Raw genomic sequence first — 18,088 nt, forward strand, 5'->3', positions numbered from 1 at the left:
CCCGCCGGTCCGGTGCGGCGGCGGTCACCGTGATCCGGCGGGTTCCGGCTGCAGGTTCTCCGGAGGCGGCGTCCCCGTGGTGACGGCCGTACGGCCCGCGGGACGGGTGCCCGCGTACAGGACGCCGCAGATGATGAGGCCGCCGGCGAGAAGCTTCGGGACGGAGAGCGGCTCGTCGGCGAACAGGGCGGCCGAGGACATGCCGAAGACGGGGACGAGCAGACTGTAGGGGGCGACGACCGAGGCGTCGTAGCGCCTGAGCAGGAAGCCCCAGACGGCGAAACCGCCCAGGGTGGAGATCAGCGCCACGTACAGCACGGACAGTGCGCCCTCCGGGGAGAACGTCAGGTGGGGCACGCCTTCGAGCAGCAGGGACAGGCCCAGCATGGGAGGAGCCGCCACCGCGCTCATCCAGATCGTGAAGCGGAGAGAGTCGGGCGGCGCGGCCTTCCTGACCACGACGTTGCCCACGCCCCACGCGAGGGCCGAGGCGACGACCAGGACGAACGCGCCGACCGGGCTGCCGTCGCCGAGGGTCAGCGCGATCAGGGCCAGTCCCGCGAACGCGACGCCCATGCCGGTGATCCGGCGGGCGGTGATCCGTTCCTTGAGGAGGGCCGCCGCGAAGACCACCGTGAAGACGGCCTGGACCTGGACGACGAGCGAGGACAGTCCCGCGGGCATGCCCGCCCGCATGCCCACCAGCAGCAGGCCGTACTGGGTGACGCCGAGGGTGGCGCCCGCGGCGAGGACCCAGCGCCATGGCGCGCGGGGACCGCCGACGAACAGCAGCGCGGGGAAGGCGGCCAGGGTGAAGCGGAGCGTCACGTACAGCAGCGGCGGGAAGTGGCGCAGTCCCGCCTGCATCACGACGAAGTTGAAGCCCCATACGGCAGCGAGTCCGATGGCCATGAAGAGGTGACGGATTTGCATCCCTTCATCCTTATTTGTGACGATAATTCAGCACAAGCGAGTTTTTCTAAGCCTGGTCGTTTAGAGTTGCTTATATGTTGGATCTCAACCGCCTCAAGGCTCTGCACGCCGTGGCCGTCTACGGCTCGGTCGGCGCGGCGGCCGACGCGCTCATGGTGACCCCGTCCGCCGTGTCGCAGCAGCTCGCCAAGCTCGAACGCGAGATCGGCGCGACGCTGCTCGAGCGCAACGGGCGCGGGGTGCGGCTGACGGACGCGGCCGGGCTGCTCGCCGACCACGCCGAGCGCATCCTCGCGCTGGTGGAGACCGCGGAGGCCGACTTCGAGGCGTTGAGAGGGGAGGTCGTCGGCAGGTTGAGCATCGGGGCGTTCCCCACGGCGGCCCGAGGGCTGCTGCCCGCGGCGCTGGCCCACCTGCACGAGCGTCACCCCGACCTCAGGCTCCAGCTTCACGAGCGGGAGCCGGAGCGTCAGCTCCGCGATGTGAGCAGAGGGGAGCTGGACCTCGCGGTGGTCCAGGACTGGGTGAACCGGCCGATCGCCATCCCCGACGGGTTGTCCAGGGCGATGCTCTTCGACGACATCGCCGACGCGATCCTGCCCGCCTCCCACCCGTTGGCCGACCGCTCCGAGATCGAGCTGGCCGAGCTGTCCGGGGAACGGTGGATCAGCTCGTCACCCGGAACGGTCTGCCACGACTGGCTCGTCTACACCCTGCGCGCCGCCGAGCTCGAGCCCGACATCACCTGCATGGCGGACGAGTACCCGACGCATCTGGCCCTTGTCGCGGCGGGGCAGGGATGCGCCATCATTCCCCGCCTGGGACGCGACTTCGTTCCCGAGGGAGTACGGGTCATCCCGCTCAGACCGCGTCCCGTCCGCAAGATCTACGCGCTGTGGCGCACCGACGCGGCCCGCCGGCCGGCGATCAGGGCCGCCGTCGAGGCGCTCAGGGCCGCGTCCGCCGTCTACCGGCCCGCCGAGCCCTCCGAGTCATCCGGGGTCGCGGAGCAGGTCAGACGCGGTGAGGTCGCCGTTCAGTGAGCACGCTCCAGCCGTGCGCGGGACGACGGGGCTGAGGTGAAGGGATCCTTCATGGAAGGTGCGGTTCCGTGGTGAAATCCATCATGGGGTCGCGGAACCAGCGCGAAACACGTGGAACCAGTGCGGAACGCCGGACTTAACCGTCTTCGGGCCTGGCGTCGCCCGCGCGGCACGGTCACACTGGTCCATCTATGCGCCCTATTCACCTGTACCTGTCGGTAGGCTGGCGGCACCATGGCTGAGACGACCGTCGTTCACCTCCTGCGCCACGGTGAGGTGCACAACCCCGCGAACATCCTGTACGGCAGGCTGCCGGGCTACCACCTCTCGGAAACGGGCAGGCAGATGGCCGACATGGTCGCCAAGTCCGTCGCCGGGCGTGACGTCACCGCCCTGTTCTCCTCCCCGCTGGAGCGGGCCCAGGAGACGGCGGCCCCGCTCGCGGAGACCTTCGGCCTGGAGGTCACGCTGGACGACCGTCTCATCGAGGCGGAGAACATCTTCGAGGGCGTCGCGGTCAGCGGGGGCGACGGGGTCTTCCGCAGTCCGCGTCACTACCGCCACCTGTGGAACCCGCTGCGTCCCTCATGGGGCGAGCGCTACACCGACGTGGTGCGGCGGATGAAGAGCGTGATCGACACCGCCCGTGACGCGGCGCGCGGTCACGAGGCGGTGCTGGTCAGCCACCAGCTCCCGATCTGGATCATCCGGCTCGCGGCCGAGGGCAGGCGGCTGCCGCACGACCCCCGTCGCAGGCAGTGCGGGCTGGCCAGCCTCACCAGTTTCTCCTTCGAGGGGAACCGGCTCATCAGCGTCGGATACAGCGAACCCGCGGGCGTGCTCGGCAAGCGCCCCACTGTGCCGGGCGCCTGACCACGCCGGTAGAGTGACTGCTCTACCGGTTGTAGTACAGGAAGACTCAGCCTCTGATGCGCGCAAAACCGTTCGCGGCCGTGTTGTTCGCCGCCGTGTCGCTCATCGCCGTGGCCGGATGCGCGGGCAACCAGGGATCGCAGCCCCAGAGCGGGGACACGCGCTTCGTGGCCGGAGACGGCAGGATCACCATGTTCGAGGCCGCCGACCGCAAGGCCGCTCCCGCGGTCGGGGGTGAGACCCTCGACGGGGGGAGCGTGACGCTCGCCGCCCACAAGGGCAAGGTCGTGGTGCTGAACTTCTGGGCCTCCTGGTGCGCGCCCTGCCGCGCCGAGGCTCCGGTGCTCAAGGACATCGCGGCCAAGACCAAGGCCGACGGCGTCGAGTTCCTGGGCGTCGACTTCAAGGACCGCAAGGCCGACGCGCTGGCCTTCGAGCGCAACCACGCGGCGGGATACCCGAGCATCTTCGACCAGCCGGGCAAGGTGGCGCTCTCCTTCCAGGGCACGGTTCCTCCCGCGGCCATCCCCTCGACGCTGATCATCGACCGTCAGGGCCGGATCGCCGCCCGCGCCCTCGGCGCGGTCAAGTACAACGACCTGCTCGAGGCGGTCACCAAGGTCGGCGATGAGAAGTAACCGGCCGCGACGGGCCTGTGATGAGCGCTGACCTGACCGCGACGGTCGCGAGCGGGTCGCTCGTCCTGGCGCTGCCGATCGCCGTGGCGGCCGGACTGGTCTCGTTCCTGTCGCCGTGCGTGCTGCCGCTGGTCCCCGGCTACCTGTCCTACGTGACGGGGATGAGCGCCGATCCGAAACGCGGCCGGATGGTCGCGGGCATCACGCTGTTCATCCTCGGCTTCGCGGTGGTCTTCATGGCGGGCGGCGCGCTCTTCGGCGGGCTCGGCTCCGCGTTGCTGGGCAACGTCGAGATCATCACCCGGGTGCTGGGCGTGCTCACCGTCGTGCTCGGCCTGGCGTTCATGGGGCTCCTGCCCGGTCTCCAGCGTGACTTCCGCATCCACCGGGCGCCCGCGGCGGGTCTCGCGGGAGCCCCGCTGCTCGGCGTGGTCTTCGGCCTGGGCTGGACCCCCTGCATGGGGCCGACTCTGGGAGTCGTGCTCACCCTCAGCCTCACCGAGGGCAGCGCGGGACGGGGGGCGCTGCTCGCCTTCGCCTACGCGCTCGGCCTCGGCCTGCCCTTCCTGGTCGCGGGGCTGGCATACCGTAGGGCACTGCACACGTTCAAGGCGGTCCGCCGCCACTCTCAGCTGATCACACGGGTCGGCGGGGCCATGCTGGTCGCCGTCGGGCTGCTGCTCGTCACCGGGCTCTGGGGAGAGCTCATCGCGACGATGCAGGGGTGGATCAGCGGATTCGAGCCGGTGATCTGATGGAGGAAGTCGAGCAGGCGACCAGGGAGCGCGAGGCGGGCGAGGCCCCCCGCGCGACCCCCGCCACGGACAGCGGCGCCGAGGACAGGGCGGCCGTACGGCCTGTCGGCCTGGGCGTCGTCGGCTGGGCGCGCTGGTTCTGGCGCACGCTCACCTCGATGCGCACGGCGCTGATCCTGCTGTTCCTGTTCGCGCTCGGGTCGATCCCCGGGTCGATCTGGCCGCAGCGCGGCGTCTCCGACGCCAAGGTCGCGCAGTACTTCGACGACAGTCCGCAACTGGCCGAGTGGCTGGACCGGTTCTGGCTGTTCGACGTGTTCAAGGCGCCGTGGTTCGCCGCGATCTACCTGCTGCTGTTCCTGTCGCTGATCGGCTGTGTGCTGCCGCGCACCATGACCCACCTGCGCGAACTGCGCAGGAAGCCGCCCACGCCGCCGCGCAACCTGGCCAGGCTGCCCCAGCACGCCTCGTTCGAGGCGGAGGGCCTGACCGTCGAGGCGGTGGCGAAGCGGCTGCGCCGGATGCGGTTCCGGGTGACCACCGGTCCCGACTGGGTCGCCGCGGAGAAGGGCTACCTGCGCGAGACCGGCAACCTGCTGTTCCACGTCGCGCTGCTCGGGCTGCTGATCGCGGTCGGGGCAGGCGCGCTGTACGGCTACCGCGGCAACGTGCTGGTCGTCGAGGGGGAGGGCTTCGCCAACACGGTCGCGGCCTACGACCGCTACATGCCGGGCCAGCAGGTCAACGCCGAGTCGCTGGAGCCGTTCTCCTTCACCGTCAAGGACTTCCAGGCCTCCTACATCGCCAAGGGCGAGCGGCGCGGGCAGCCCCTCGACTTCCAGGCGGATCTCGGAGTCACCGACGCCCCCGGGGCGCCCGAGCGTGACTTCGCCCTGAAGGTCAACGACCCGCTCGACGTCAACGGCACGCTGACGTACCTGATCGACCACGGCTACGCGCCCACCTTCAAGATCACTGATGGCAAGGGGCAGGTCGCCTTCGACGGCCCCGTGCCCTGCCTGGTCGTCCAGCCCGCCACCTTCACCTCCGAGTGCGTCATCAAGGTTCCCGACGCCCAGCCGGAGCAACTGGGCCTGCTGGTCGCCTTCCTGCCGACCACCGTGCCGATGAACGACCAGTGGATTTCGGTCTTCCCCGGCGCGGCCAACCCGACCGCCCAGGTGTACGGCGCCTTCGCCGGTGACCTGGGCCTGAAGAACGGCAGGCCGCAGTCGGTCTACGAGCTCGAACCGACGAGCCTGAAGAAGATGAAGCCGCTGGTCATGAAGGCCGATCCGCTGGCCGTAGGCAAGAAACTCGACCTGCCGAACGGCGCGGGGTCGATCGAGTTCACCGGTGTGAAGGAGTGGATCGCCCTCCAGATCACCCACGATCCGGGGCGTCTGCCCGCGTTCGTGGCCTCCGCGCTCGCGGTCGTCGGCCTGGTGCTCTCCCTGACCGTCCGCCGCCGCCGGGTGTGGGTGCGGATCGGGAGCGCCTCTTCGGAGGGCCGTCGCGAACAGGACCGTGGACCCGTCGAGGTGGGCGGTCTCACGCGCACCGAAGGCAGCGATTTCAGCGAGGAGTTCGCCGAGATCGTCTCCGCTTTGAATCCAGGAGTGAAGAACGATGCCCGTTGAGGTCGACGTCGGCCTCGCCACGCTGAGCGACCAGCTCACCTTGGCGACAGTGCTGCTCTACATCGTCGCAATGATCGGCTACGCCCTCGACCTCGGCTTCGGCCGGGCCAGGGCCACGGCCAGGGGCGCGAAGGCCAAGCCCGTGCTCGCCACAGTCGGGAGCACAGTCGGAAGCACGGTCGGGGCCGGCACGGCGTCCGTCCCCGGGGCCGCCTCCGAGGACGGCGAAAGCGCGGGCGGCGAGCGCGCCGAGGGCGACCGCGTGGAGAAGGCGCCCCCCGCCTGGGCGGTGTGGGCCGCCCCCGTCGCGGTCGGGCTGACCTGGCTCGGCTGGGCCGCGAACCTGACGGCCATCCTGACCAGGGGATGGGCCGTCGGCCGGTGGCCGTGGGGCAACATGTACGAGTTCGTGGTCGCGATGTGCTTCGCGGCGGTGAGCGCGTTCCTGTTCATGCACATCCGCTACAGGAGTCGTTTCCTGGGCGCGTTCGTCACGGTCGCCGCCGCCCTGGGGCTGGGCTTCTCCGTGCGCTACCTGTACGTGCAGGCCGGGCCCGTCGTGCCCGCGCTCAACTCCTACTGGGTCGCCATCCACGTGTCGGCGGCGATCATCGCCAGTGGCCTGTTCATCATGGCGGGCGTCTCCGGCATCCTCTTCCTGGTCAGGAAGGACGGCGCGGTCCGCCTGCCGTCGCGGGAGGATCTCGAACGGGTGGCGCACCGCGCCATCGTGATCGGCTTCCCGATCTGGACGTTCGCCGTCATCGCGGGCGCGCTCTGGGCCGACAAGGCGTGGGGCCGCTACTGGGGCTGGGACCCCAAGGAGATCTGGGCCTTCATCACCTGGATCGCCTACGCGGCCTACCTGCACGCCCGCGCCACGGCGGGCTTCAAGGGCAGGGCCGCGATGATCGTGCAGCTCATCGCCTTCGCCTGCCTGATGTTCAACCTGGTCGGGGTGAACATCTTCCTCGGCGGCCTGCACTCCTACGCCGAGGTTCCCGGCTAGGGTCTCACCGCTCACCCTCCGAGGCTCCCGGCCGGCGTCGAGCCGGCCGTGCCTCCCAGGCGCCTCTTCGGTGCCTTTTCCGTGCCTTTTCCGGCGTGCCTTCGCACGCCCTGTGTCCGAAGGGCCCGGCCGCGGCGGGCGGCCGTACCGGGCCCGTCTCACTCCTCGTCGCGCAGACGCCTGTCCAGGTCCCTGAGGAAGTCGGGGTCGTCGTCGGGGCCCTTCGGGGCCTGCGGGCGCGCGCGCCCGTCGCCCGGCGGGAGCGTGCCCGCGGCCCGGGGGCCGTTCGGCCTGCCGAGCAGCAGCCAGAACACGCCGCCGGCGAGCGGCAGCAGAAGCACGATGATCACCCATAGGAGCTTGGGCAGGTTTCTGGTCTCCTCGTCCGGCGTCGTGATCGCGTCGAACAGGCAGTAGAGCCAGAAGGCGAGCAGCGCCAGACCGACAAGCAGGGGCATGCCCGAACTGTAAGCCATTCGGAGACAGGGTGTGGTCATGCTCCTGTTCCAGGTGACTGGCGAAGATCCACGTCGTACGGTGGAGCCTGTTGCCACTTCCCCTGGGGTGTGTGATGGCGAATTCGGCGGACAAAGGCCGTCATCGACGGCGCTGGTGGCAGCGGGGCCCGTCCCAGCGCACGGAGAGTGTCGTCAGGAAAGCCGTCCGTGACGCCCCCGTCGAGCCGGAGCGCCGGGTCGGGACCGTCACGGCGCCGGTGGTCGACCGCCCGCAGTACACCTGGCGGGACTTCGAGCTCGAGGACGAGCGTCCCAGAGCCCAGCCCAACTCCCCTGACACGCCTGACCTGGGCGACGGCCTGCGGCACTGCGGGCGCCTCGAGCGGATCCTGCACCGCCAGTGGGACTCCCTGCAGGGGCCGCCCTCCCCGGACGCCGTGCGGGCCGTGGAGAGCCTGGCCAGGCTGCCGGACAGGCTGAAGGACAAGCTCGCCGAGGGGCTCGACGGCATCTACGTCGGCGCGGGCGGGGTGCCCGACCTGGACGACATGGGCTACCTGCGGGGAGCTCCGCTGCCCTCGGGGCGGGCGACCTGGGACATCTGCGCCGGAGCGTACGGCGACCGCAAGATCGTGGTGGGTGACCGGCCCTCGCCGACCCCCGACGTGATGATGCACGAGGTCGGGCACGCCCTGGACGACGTGGACGCGCCCCACGGAAGCTGGGTCTCCGACTCGCCCGAGTTCGCCGCGCTCTACGCCCAGTGCGTCCCGATGCTGGCCTCCGGGTTCCACCTGCAGGGCGGGGAACTCGGGCGCAAGGAGTTCTTCGCCGACGCCTTCGCCGCCATCGTCTCGCGGCAGCGTCCCGCTCTGGTGGACATGCTCGGCGGTGACACGAGGATGGCGCTCAATGTCATGTTGTTCTTCAACCGGCGTTACGGAATCTAGGTGATCTGGGATGTACGTCATCCTGCTCGCTGACGGGACTCTGCGAGTGCCGCAGACCCTGTCCAGCGATGACGGGCGTCTGATCGGCAACGCGTACGTCGAGCTGTCACCGGGCGATCCGGACTACGACCGCTGGTTGTCGGAGGCGCTCACCGAGGAGGAGCTGGCCGAGCGCAGACGGCGCTGGATCGAGGAGAACGACGAGCTGGAACGTGAGTTCCTGGCCTTCAAGGCCGACCAGGACAGTTAGTGCGACGGGGTCCCGGGGAGACTCTTCCGTCCCCGGTCGCGGGGGCCGTTCGCCCGGATGCCCTGGACGCCATGGGCTCCCCCCAGGTGGGTGGGGGGACCGGGAGTCCGTCGGCGAGGGAGGTGAGCGATCGCGGCCTCGGGGGGCGCGGGTTGTACGACTCCATCGGTGACCCTGCGGCTTTCCGGGTGGGGATCCCGTAGGACCACCGATGGTGTGACGTCATAAGGCGTCAGACACGCGGGGTTTCGCCTGCCGGCCGTTCGGCCGTCAGAACGTCCTCTCCGCGTAGAAGGGCGTGCACTTCCGACTCGCGGAACCGCCGGTGCCCTCCGGGGGTACGGATGCTGCTGATGCGGCCTGCCGCGGCCCAGCGTGTAACCGTCTTTGGGTCGACCCGGAAGAGGGCGGCAACCTCTCCAGGCGTCAGCAGACGCTCGCTGCTACTCTCCACAATCTCTCCCCCTCGCATCCCGCTTCCTGCCAGCGGGCGGACAGGTAACCAGTGTGCCGAGCGAAGTCTGATTTATCCGTGCTTTTCAACAAAGATCACGGGTTGTTATCGACTGACTGCCCGATTGTTATATGATAGAGCCTCTTTGAGACTCTCGTGGGTGTTTCTTTACGAAACTGATCTGTTGGGAACACTAGCAGTGCTCGCGCCCGGTGCGAAGAGCGTCACTCCGGCCTCCCGCCCGCGCCCTGAGCAGGCAGAGTGACGTAACCTCAACGCTGTGCATCCCGTCTTCGTTTACACCGTCTCCAGGCTGGCACTGCTGGCCGCGAGCATCGGTGTGCTCTATCTCCTTGGCCTGCGCCAGCCCTTCATCCTGCTGGTCGCCGCATTCCTGGTCAGCGGAGTGGCCAGTTACGTCCTGCTGTCGAAGCAGCGCGACGCGGTGAGTGAGCGATTCACTAAGAATCAGGAGTGATCACGGCAACGGGAACATGCCGACTCGGGCATGGTACTCGTGACCAAGGCGCGTTGTGTCACTACCAACCAGTAACCCTCCGTGATGGGCCAGGAATGCCTTGACGCCGATTCCGCGCTCCCTTGTGGGATTCCACGCCGTGGCTCTGCCGGTGCGCGGATCGATCGCCCCGATCCCGGGCCGCGCGACCGCTCCCGGGCCCGCGGAGTCACGACCGTACGGATTGTCCAGCCAGCGCTGGTGGCCTCCCACATACACCGCGGCCCCGGTGACCGCGACCGCGTAGAGCGAGTCGCCGCCGGTGTGGTTCACCCACGTCGGCCGCACGTTCTCCAGGGAGCCGCGGGGGCGGGTCTCGAAGCGCGCCGCGCTGTCGCACGGCTTGCCGGGCCCCTCCGGCCCCCCGGTCGTCACGACCGCGAAGTAGTCGCCGCCGGGGGAGAAGTCCACGCCCCGCACGTAGCCCGGGAAGACGTCCCTGCACCTGGCGGCGTAGGTGGAGGTCCGCCAGCCGGCGACCCGCGCGGGGCGCGCGGCGACGTCGACCAGGCCGAGCTGGGGCCGGGACAGGCCGTCCAGGGTCGTGAAGTCGCCGGCGACCGCGAGGCGGTCGCCGCTCAGTGACATCGCGTGGACCCTCACCCTGCGGCCCCTCGGCTCGCCCGGCTCGACCGCGAAGGCCGGATCGACCGCGCCGCTGCCCGCGTCGAGGCGGGCCAGCGCCGTGCGGCGCACACCGCCGATCCCGGTGAAGTCGCCGCCCACGTAGAGCAGCGAGCCGCGGCCCGCCAGCTCCGTGACCGTCCCCCCGCGGACCTGGGCGTCGAAGCCCGGCGCGGGGGAGCCGTCGGAAAGACGCAGCCTGACCAGCCCGCGGGTCACGGCGCGCCTTTCCGCGCCCGGCCCCAGGCCGGCGGGGGCCGCCGTCCGCGTCTCGGTGAACTCGCCGCCCGCGTACACGGTGCCGTCCGCGCCGGGGGCGAGCGCGCGGACCGGGCGGTCGAGGTAGGGCTCGAAACCCGGCAGGACGCGCCCGGTCGCCAGGTCGTAGGCGAAGATGTTGGCACGTTCCAGGGTCGTGGCGCCGCGGGCCTCGCGGACCGCGCCGAACGAGCCGCCGACCACGACCGTGCCGCCGACCAGCGCGACGGCCTCGACGATCCCGTCGAGCACGTGGGGGGTGGTGTCCACGGGGTCGGCGGAGACGACCCGGCTGTGCCTCGTCGCGCCGGCGGCGGCGACTCCGGCGGGAGCCAGGACCACGGCCGCGACCAGCAGAGAGGTGGCTTTGGCAAACATTCGGTAATTCCTAGCAGACTCTCGGTAACCGAGGTGCTGCTTTCCGTGGACCGTTCGAGCAGGCCTAGGCTTGTCCCCATGACGCGCGCTTCGCTGGACAAGCAACCGCATGAGGTCGCCGCGATGTTCGATCGCACGGCCCGGCGATACGACCTGGTCAACGACGTTATCTCCCTTGGACAGGTCCGGTTGTGGCGCAAGGCGACCGCGGCCGCCGTCGACGCGGGCCCGGGCGAGCTGGTGCTCGACCTCGGCGCGGGCACCGGCACCTCGACCGACGCCTTCACCGCGCTCGGCGCCAGGGCGATCGCCTCCGACTTCTCGCTCGGCATGCTGAGCACGGGCGTGCGGCGGCGGGGCGGCTCCGGCCTGTCGGGCGGCGGGGTGCGGGGCGTCACCTTCGTCGCGGGCGACGCGCTGAGGCTGCCCTTCGCCGACGAGGTCTTCGACGCGGTGACGATCTCCACGGCGCTGCGCAACGTCCAGGACACGGGCCAGGCGCTGCGCGAGATGCTCAGGGTCGCCAAGCCGGGGGCGCGCCTGGTGATCCTGGAGTTCTCCCACCCGCCGTCGAAGGCGTTCGACCAGGTTTACACGCAGTACCTCATGAGGCTGATGCCGCAGGCCGCGAAACTGTTCGGCTCCAACGACGACTCCTACGAGTACCTGGCGGAGTCGATCAGGGAGTGGCCCGACCAGGCGGCCCTGGCGAAGATCATTCAGAAGGCGGGCTGGGAGCGGGTCGCCTGGCGCAATCTCGCACTGGGCATCGTGGCCCTTCATCGCGCTTATAAGCCCGCTTAGAAGATTGACCGGCGATAGTCGTACCCGGCCTGACACTTCACCCCGCAAAGGGGTTAGACTTCGGCCCGACAAGTTTGTGAAGACCTTCACAAAGGAACGAAAGGCCCCTCATCCGAGGCCCTCAAAGCGTGTAGGACAGGACAGGTCCCGTGACCGTGCCAGCCGCCACACAGCGGAATGTCGCTGAGGCTGACGCCGACGTCATCGTCGTCGGCGCCGGGCCCGCCGGTTCGACAACCGCTTTCCATCTCGCACAGGCCGGGCTCGACGTCCTGTTGCTCGAGAAAACCACATTCCCCCGCGAGAAGGTGTGCGGCGACGGGCTGACGCCCCGGGCCGTCAAGCAGCTCATCGCCATGGGAATCGACATCGACGCTCCCGGCTGGGTCAGGAACAAGGGCCTGCGCGTGGTCGGCGGCGGGATGCGCTTCGAGCTCGACTGGCCGCAGCTGGCCAGCTACCCGGACTTCGGTCTGGTCCGCACCCGCCAGGACTTCGACGAGATCCTCGCGGAGAACGCGGTGCGCGGCGGGGTCCGGCTGCTGCAGGGCGTCAACGTCACCGCCCCGATCCTCGACGACCGCAGCGGCCACATCGTGGGCGTCGTCGCGAAGAAGGACGGCGAGGAGGTCTCCTACCGCTCACGCCTCGTGGTGGCCGCGGACGGCAACTCCACCCGCGTCTCCCTGGCGATGGGGCTGCACAAGCGCGAGGACCGCCCGATGGGCGTGGCCGTGCGCACCTACTTCACCAGCCCGCGCCACGACGACGACTACCTGGAGACCTGGCTGGAGCTCTGGGACGGCGACACGCTGCTGCCCGGCTACGGCTGGATCTTCGGAGTCGGCGACGGCACGTCCAACGTGGGGCTCGGGCTGCTGAACACCAGCGAGTCGTTCAAGGGCATGGACTACCGTGACCTGCTCAAGCGCTGGGTGAAGAGCATGCCCCCCGAGTGGGGCTACGTCGAGGAGAACATGACCGCCCCCATCAGGGGAGCGGCGCTGCCGATGGCCTTCAACCGCCAGCCCCACTACACCCGGGGCCTGGTGCTGGTCGGCGACGCGGGCGGAATGATCAACCCGTTCAACGGCGAGGGCATCGCCTACGCGATGGAGAGCGGCCACGTCGCGGCCGAGACCATCGTCCAGGCCCTCGGCAGGGTCACCCCGGCCCAGCGCGAGCGTGTGCTGCGGGCCTACCCTCAGACACTGAAGGACGCCTACGGTGGTTACTTCACCCTGGGCAGGGGTTTCGTGGAGCTCATCGGGCACCGCGGGGTGATGGACTTCGCCACGCGTCACGCGTTGCCGCACCCTCGTCTGATGCGGTTCGCGCTCAAACTCCTTGGTAACCTCACCGACCGGCGAGGCGACGCGTCAGACCGCATCATCAACGCCCTGTCGAAGGTCGCGCCATCGGCATGACCTCAGCAAACGTCCAGAACCTGGAACCAAGAGCGTTGATCGCCCTGCCTAGACTTGCACAACGAAACGACACGATGAGCTGCGCGCGGGCGCGCGTGGAGATGGGAGAGGAGGCGTAGCGATGGAGTTGTACGCACCCATCCTGGTGCTCGCCGTTCTCGCGGCGGGATTCGCGATCTTCTCGGTGACGATCGCCCCCTTCACCGGTCCCAGGCGCTGGAACCGCGCGAAACTCGACGCCTACGAGTGCGGGATCGAACCGACGCCCCAGCCTGTCGGCGGCGGTCGCTTCCCGCTGAAGTACATGATCACCGCGATGCTCTTCATCGTGTTCGACATCGAGATCATCTTCCTCTACCCGTGGGCGGTCGCGTTCGACCAGCTCGGGATCTTCGGGTTGGTCGAGATGGTGCTGTTCATCGTCACCGTGCTCGTGGCCTACGCGTACGTGTGGCGCCGCAAGGGTCTGGACTGGGACTAGATATGGGTCTTGAAGAGAAACTTCCGAGCGGGTTCATGCTCAGCACGGTCGAGCAGGTGGCCGGTTGGGCGCGTAAGAACTCCGTATGGCCGGCGACCTTCGGTCTCGCCTGCTGCGCCATCGAGCTGATGTCCACCGGCGGTCCCAAGCACGACCTGGCGCGCTTCGGCATGGAGCGCGCCTCGGCGTCTCCGCGCCAGGCCGACCTGATGATCGTCGCGGGCAGGCTGTCGCAGAAGATGGCGCCGGTGCTGCGCCAGATCTACGACCAGATGGCCGAGCCCAAGTGGGTCATCGCCATGGGCGTGTGCGCCTCCAGTGGAGGTATGTTCAACAACTACGCCATCGTGCAGGGCGTGGACCACGTCGTCCCCGTCGACATCTACCTGCCCGGCTGCCCGCCGAGGCCCGAGATGCTCATCGACGCGATCGTCAAGCTGCACGACAAGATCCAGAACATGAAGTTCGGCGCGCACCGTGCCAAGCAGATCGACGAGCTCGAGCTGCAGGCTCTGCGGACACTGCCCCTGATCGACCAGGGGACCACCAAATGAGGTGCGGACCCAGCCAGGCCAGCGCGGCGGACGAGGAGCGGTGAGAGACCGGCATGAGCACTGACAACCTCCCCGAGGTCCCGGAGGAGCCGATCGCCCGGCTGGGCATGTTCGGCGCCTCGGGCACCGGTGACACCTCCGGCTACGGTCGCCTGGTCGTACGGCGCAAGCCCGAGCTGTCCACCCCCCGCCCCTACGGCGGCTACTTCGACACCGTGGCCGACGAGCTCGAGCGCGCGCTCGGCGGCGACCTCGGCGACGCGATCGAGCGCGTCGTCGTCGACCGCGGCGAGCTGACCTTCCACGTCAGGCGTGAGCGCCTGCTGGAGGTCGCCAGGCTCCTGCGCGACGACCCCGCGCTGCGCTTCGAGCTCTCGCTGGGCGTCTCCGGCGTGCACTACCCGCACCTCGAGGGCGAGGAACTGCGCGCGGTGATCCACCTGTGCTCGATCACGCACAACCGGCGGCTGCGCCTCGAGGTGTCCTGTCCCGACGCCGACCCGCACATTCCCTCCACGGTCTCGGTCTACCCGACCCACGACTGGCACGAGCGGGAGACGTGGGACTTCTTCGGAATCGTCTTCGACGGGCACCCGGCGCTGACCCGCATCATGATGCCCGACGACTGGGACGGCCACCCCCAGCGCAAGGACTACCCGCTCGGCGGCATTCCGGTCGAGTACCGCGGCGCCCACATCCCCGCGCCGGACCAGAGGAGGACGTACTCGTGAGTGCTCCGTACGAGGAGGCCACCGAGGGCAAGGTCTACACCGTCTCCGGCAACGACTGGACGGAGCTGGTCGAGACCCTCACCGGTCAGCAGGACGAGCAGCTCGTCGTCAACATGGGGCCGCAGCACCCGTCGACGCACGGCGTGCTCCGCCTGGTGCTGAACCTCGACGGTGAGACGGTCACCGAGGCCCGCACGGTCATCGGCTACCTGCACACCGGCATCGAGAAGAACATGGAGTTCCGGACGTGGACCCAGGGGACCACGTTCGTCACCCGCATGGACTACCTGGCGCCGATCTTCAACGAGACGGCCTACTGCCTGGGCGTCGAGAAGCTGCTCGGCATCACCGACCGCATCCCTGAGCGGGCCCAGGCCATCCGCGTGATGATGATGGAGCTGACCCGCATCTCCTCGCACATGGTGGCCATCGGCACCTTCGGCATGGAGCTGGGCGCGACCACGCCGTTCCTCTTCGGGTCCCGCGAGCGCGAGATGGTGCTCGACGTGATGGAGTACATCACCGGCCTGCGGATGAACATGGCCTACGTCCGTCCCGGCGGCGTCTCCGTCGACCTGCCCGCGGGCGCGGTCGACAAGGTCGGCGAGCTGCTCAAGGTCATGCCGGGGCGCATCAAGGACATGCGCAAGATGCTCGACGCCAACCCGGTCTACCTGGCCCGGACCAAGGACATCGCCTACCTCGACCTCACCGGCTGCATGGCGCTGGGCGTCACCGGGCCGATGCTGCGGGCCGCGGGCCTGCCGTGGGACCTGCGCAAGTCGCAGCCCTACTGCGGCTACGAGACCTACGAGTTCGACGTGCCGACGGAGAAGACCGCCGACGTCTACGGCCGCTACCTCGTGCGCGTGGCCGAGATGGAGCAGTCGCTCAGGATCATCGAGCAGGCTCTCGACCGGCTCGCCGGGCCGCTCAAGGGCGGCCGCGTGATGGTCGACGACAAGAAGATCGGCTGGCCCGCGCAGCTCGCGCTCGGCCCCGACGGCCTGGGCAACTCGCCCGACCACATCGCGCACATCATGAGCGGCTCGATGGAAGCGCTGATCCACCACTTCAAGCTGGTCACCGAGGGCTTCAGGGTCCCGGCCGGTCAGGCGTACGCCTCGGTCGAGTCGCCCCGCGGAGAGCTCGGCGCCCACGTGGTCAGCGACGGCGGCACCCGCCCGTACCGCGTGCACTTCCGCGACCCGTCGTTCACGAACCTGCAGTCCATGCCCGCGACGTGCGAAGGCGGCATGGTCGCCGACGTCATCTCGGCCGTGGCCTCGATCGACCCCGTCATGGGAGGTGTGGACCGGTGACATACGCACCGGAGGTCCGCGAGCGCCTGGAGCGCGACGCCAAGGAGATCATCGGCCGCTACCCCAAGCCGCGGTCGGCCCTGCTGCCCCTGCTGCACCTGGTGCAGTCCGAGGACGGCTACGTCTCCGACGACGGCCACGAGTTCTGCGCCGAGATGCTCGGCCTGAGCAAGGCCGAGGTGGTCGGTGTGGCCACCTTCTACACGATGTACAAGCGCAGGCCGATGGGCGACTACCACGTCGGCGTCTGCATCAACACGCTGTGCGCCGTCATGGGCGGCGACCAGATCTGGGACGAGCTCTCCGAGCACGCCGGGGTCGGCCACGACGAGACGACCCCGGACGGGAAGGTCTCGCTGGAGCGGCTGGAGTGCAACGCCGCCTGCGACTTCGCCCCGGTGATGATGGTCAACTGGGAGTTCTTCGACAACCAGACGCCTGAATCGGCCAAGCAGCTCGTCGACGACCTGAGGGCGGGCAAGGACGTCTCGCCGACCCGGGGCCCGAAGAAGCTGTGCACCTTCAAGGAGGCCTCGCGCGTGCTGTCCGGCCTGCCCGACGGCCTGGCCGCGGACGGCCCCTCGGCGAACGGCGCCTCCCTGGAGGGCCTCAAGGTCGCCAAGGCCAACGGATGGAAGGCTCCTGAGCCATCATGACGACTCTCACCCCGGTCCTGACGGCCAACTGGGACCAGCCGGACTCCTTCACCCTGGACGGCTACGGCGACTACACCGCGGCCAGGAAGGCGCTGGGCATGGACCCCGACGCCGTCATCCAGGCCGTCAAGGACTCCGGTCTGCGCGGCCGCGGCGGCGCGGGCTTCCCCACCGGCATGAAGTGGGGCTTCATCCCGCAGGGCGACGGCAAGCCGCACTACCTGGTGGTCAACGCCGACGAGTCCGAGCCGGGAACCTGCAAGGACATCCCGCTGATGATGGCCAACCCGCACTCGCTGGTCGAGGGCGTCATCATCGCCTCCTACGCCATCCGCGCCAACCACGCCTTCATCTACGTGCGCGGCGAGGTGCTGCACGTCATCCGCCGCCTGCAGGCGGCCGTCGCGGAGGCGTACGGCAAGGGCCTGCTCGGCAAGGACATCTTCGGCTCCGGCTTCGACCTGGAGCTCGTGGTCCACAGCGGTGCGGGCGCCTACATCTGCGGCGAGGAGACGGCGCTGCTCGACTCGCTGGAGGGCTATCGCGGCCAACCTCGGCTCAAGCCCCCCTTCCCGGCCGTGGCGGGCCTGTACGCCTCGCCCACTGTCGTGAACAACGTGGAGTCGATCGCGAGTGTTCCCTCGATCATCTCCAACGGCGCCGACTGGTTCGCCTCGATGGGCACCGAGAAGTCCCAGGGCTTCGGCATCTTCTCGCTGAGCGGCCACGTCACCCGCCCGGGCCAGTACGAGGCGCCGCTCGGCATCACGCTGCGCGAGCTGCTCGACATGGCGGGCGGCATCCGCGAGGGTCACCGGATCAAGTTCTGGACCCCCGGCGGGTCGAGCACGCCGATCTTCACCGACGAGCACCTGGACGTCCCGCTCGACTTCGAGTCGGTCGGGGCCAAGGGCTCCATGCTCGGCACCCGGGCCCTGCAGATCTTCGACGAGACCACCTGCGTGGTGCGCGCGGTGCTCCGCTGGACCGAGTTCTACGCCCACGAGTCCTGCGGCAAGTGCACCCCCTGCCGGGAGGGCACCTACTGGCTCAAGCAGGTGCTCAAGCGCCTGGAGAAGGGCCAGGGCACCGAAGAGGACCTGAGCACGATCACCGACATCGCCGACAACATCCTGGGTCGCTCCTTCTGCGCCCTGGGAGACGGCGCGACCAGCCCCATCCACTCGTCGGTCAAGCACTTCAGGGACGAGTACCTCAAGCACTTCGAGATCGGCGGCTGCCCGTTCGACCACGCTCCCTCCACGGTCTGGGGGAACGGCAAGTGACCGGGCGCGAGGCCACCAGCAAGCACAGCACCGTTTCGGTCATGAGG

Annotated in this window: 21 protein-coding genes; 17 read left to right on the forward strand and 4 right to left on the reverse strand. The window is 69.3% G+C overall.

Annotated features, from left to right (window positions below; genetic code table 11):
* Positions 1-24: 24 nt before the first annotated feature.
* Positions 25-933, reverse strand: coding sequence for an EamA family transporter (locus tag PKF00_RS05820; RefSeq protein ID WP_271216286.1), 909 nt, complete (start codon positions 931-933; stop codon positions 25-27).
* A gap of 74 nt (positions 934-1,007) precedes the next feature.
* On the opposite strand from PKF00_RS05820, the gene PKF00_RS05825 reads away from it, so the two are divergent.
* The 6 genes from PKF00_RS05825 (at position 1,008) to ccsB (ending at position 6,891) form a co-directional block, all read left to right on the forward strand.
* On the forward strand, positions 1,008-1,976 hold the full coding sequence (locus tag PKF00_RS05825; RefSeq protein ID WP_271216287.1) for a LysR family transcriptional regulator: 969 nt from the start codon (positions 1,008-1,010) through the stop codon (positions 1,974-1,976).
* Between the two features lie 234 nt (positions 1,977-2,210).
* Positions 2,211-2,849: a histidine phosphatase family protein gene (locus PKF00_RS05830; RefSeq protein WP_271216288.1), complete on the forward strand. Its 639-nt coding sequence runs from the start codon at positions 2,211-2,213 to the stop codon at positions 2,847-2,849.
* Positions 2,850-2,905: 56 nt separating this feature from the next.
* Complete coding sequence (locus PKF00_RS05835; RefSeq protein ID WP_271216289.1) at positions 2,906-3,487, forward strand: TlpA family protein disulfide reductase; 582 nt, start codon at positions 2,906-2,908, stop codon at positions 3,485-3,487.
* Positions 3,488-3,507: 20 nt separating this feature from the next.
* Complete coding sequence (locus tag PKF00_RS05840; RefSeq protein WP_271216290.1) at positions 3,508-4,242, forward strand: cytochrome c biogenesis CcdA family protein; 735 nt, start codon at positions 3,508-3,510, stop codon at positions 4,240-4,242.
* Positions 4,242-5,882, forward strand: a complete 1,641-nt coding sequence (resB, locus tag PKF00_RS05845; protein ID WP_271216291.1) for a cytochrome c biogenesis protein ResB — start codon at positions 4,242-4,244, stop codon at positions 5,880-5,882. Before PKF00_RS05840 ends, resB begins: the two co-directional genes overlap by 1 nt.
* Positions 5,872-6,891, forward strand: coding sequence for a c-type cytochrome biogenesis protein CcsB (gene ccsB, locus PKF00_RS05850; RefSeq protein ID WP_271216292.1), 1,020 nt, complete (start codon positions 5,872-5,874; stop codon positions 6,889-6,891). The genes resB and ccsB overlap by 11 nt, the downstream gene beginning before the upstream one ends.
* A 158-nt stretch (positions 6,892-7,049) precedes the next feature.
* Here the strand turns inward: ccsB and PKF00_RS05855 are convergent, their stop codons facing one another.
* On the reverse strand, positions 7,050-7,349 hold the full coding sequence (locus tag PKF00_RS05855) for a PLDc N-terminal domain-containing protein (RefSeq protein WP_271216293.1): 300 nt from the start codon (positions 7,347-7,349) through the stop codon (positions 7,050-7,052).
* A gap of 113 nt (positions 7,350-7,462) precedes the next feature.
* Here PKF00_RS05855 and PKF00_RS05860 point away from each other — a divergent pair, with 113 nt between their 5' ends.
* Complete coding sequence (locus tag PKF00_RS05860) at positions 7,463-8,299, forward strand: hypothetical protein (protein ID WP_271216294.1); 837 nt, start codon at positions 7,463-7,465, stop codon at positions 8,297-8,299.
* A gap of 10 nt (positions 8,300-8,309) precedes the next feature.
* On the forward strand, positions 8,310-8,549 hold the full coding sequence (locus tag PKF00_RS05865; RefSeq protein WP_271216295.1) for a hypothetical protein: 240 nt from the start codon (positions 8,310-8,312) through the stop codon (positions 8,547-8,549).
* Between the two features lie 232 nt (positions 8,550-8,781).
* Here PKF00_RS05865 and PKF00_RS05870 read toward each other — a convergent pair whose 3' ends face one another.
* The gene (locus PKF00_RS05870) at positions 8,782-9,021 is read right to left on the reverse strand and encodes a BldC family transcriptional regulator (RefSeq protein WP_179820504.1); all 240 of its coding nucleotides are present in this window, start codon (positions 9,019-9,021) and stop codon (positions 8,782-8,784) included.
* 262 nt (positions 9,022-9,283) lie between these two features.
* Here PKF00_RS05870 and PKF00_RS05875 point away from each other — a divergent pair, with 262 nt between their 5' ends.
* Positions 9,284-9,481 carry a DUF4229 domain-containing protein gene (locus PKF00_RS05875; RefSeq protein ID WP_271216296.1) on the forward strand — a complete coding sequence of 66 codons (198 nt, stop codon included), beginning with the start codon at positions 9,284-9,286 and terminating at the stop codon, positions 9,479-9,481.
* Here PKF00_RS05875 and PKF00_RS05880 read toward each other — a convergent pair whose 3' ends face one another.
* On the reverse strand, positions 9,482-10,780 hold the full coding sequence (locus PKF00_RS05880; RefSeq protein ID WP_271216297.1) for a delta-60 repeat domain-containing protein: 1,299 nt from the start codon (positions 10,778-10,780) through the stop codon (positions 9,482-9,484).
* 78 nt (positions 10,781-10,858) lie between these two features.
* On the opposite strand from PKF00_RS05880, the gene PKF00_RS05885 reads away from it, so the two are divergent.
* The 8 genes from PKF00_RS05885 to nuoF all read left to right on the forward strand — a co-directional run bounded on the left by PKF00_RS05885 (position 10,859) and on the right by nuoF (position 18,041).
* A complete protein-coding gene (locus PKF00_RS05885; RefSeq protein ID WP_271216298.1) occupies positions 10,859-11,584 on the forward strand; it encodes a demethylmenaquinone methyltransferase in 726 nt (241 codons plus the stop codon).
* A gap of 149 nt (positions 11,585-11,733) precedes the next feature.
* Complete coding sequence (locus PKF00_RS05890; RefSeq protein ID WP_271216299.1) at positions 11,734-13,011, forward strand: geranylgeranyl reductase family protein; 1,278 nt, start codon at positions 11,734-11,736, stop codon at positions 13,009-13,011.
* A gap of 121 nt (positions 13,012-13,132) precedes the next feature.
* Positions 13,133-13,492: an NADH-quinone oxidoreductase subunit A gene (locus PKF00_RS05895; RefSeq protein WP_271216300.1), complete on the forward strand. Its 360-nt coding sequence runs from the start codon at positions 13,133-13,135 to the stop codon at positions 13,490-13,492.
* A gap of 2 nt (positions 13,493-13,494) precedes the next feature.
* Complete coding sequence (locus tag PKF00_RS05900) at positions 13,495-14,046, forward strand: NuoB/complex I 20 kDa subunit family protein (protein WP_271216301.1); 552 nt, start codon at positions 13,495-13,497, stop codon at positions 14,044-14,046.
* 53 nt (positions 14,047-14,099) lie between these two features.
* The gene (locus PKF00_RS05905) at positions 14,100-14,777 is read left to right on the forward strand and encodes an NADH-quinone oxidoreductase subunit C (RefSeq protein ID WP_271216302.1); all 678 of its coding nucleotides are present in this window, start codon (positions 14,100-14,102) and stop codon (positions 14,775-14,777) included.
* Positions 14,774-16,099, forward strand: coding sequence for an NADH-quinone oxidoreductase subunit D (locus PKF00_RS05910; protein WP_425582222.1), 1,326 nt, complete (start codon positions 14,774-14,776; stop codon positions 16,097-16,099). The genes PKF00_RS05905 and PKF00_RS05910 overlap by 4 nt, the downstream gene beginning before the upstream one ends.
* Positions 16,096-16,755 (forward strand): NADH-quinone oxidoreductase subunit NuoE, encoded by a 660-nt coding sequence (nuoE, locus tag PKF00_RS05915; RefSeq protein ID WP_271216303.1) that lies wholly within the window; start codon positions 16,096-16,098, stop codon positions 16,753-16,755. The genes PKF00_RS05910 and nuoE overlap by 4 nt, the downstream gene beginning before the upstream one ends.
* Positions 16,752-18,041, forward strand: a complete 1,290-nt coding sequence (nuoF, locus tag PKF00_RS05920) for an NADH-quinone oxidoreductase subunit NuoF (RefSeq protein ID WP_271216304.1) — start codon at positions 16,752-16,754, stop codon at positions 18,039-18,041. Before nuoE ends, nuoF begins: the two co-directional genes overlap by 4 nt.
* Positions 18,042-18,088: the final 47 nt, after the last annotated feature.

This window comes from Streptosporangium carneum (assembly GCF_027922005.1).
GTDB classification, from domain to species: domain Bacteria; phylum Actinomycetota; class Actinomycetes; order Streptosporangiales; family Streptosporangiaceae; genus Streptosporangium; species Streptosporangium carneum.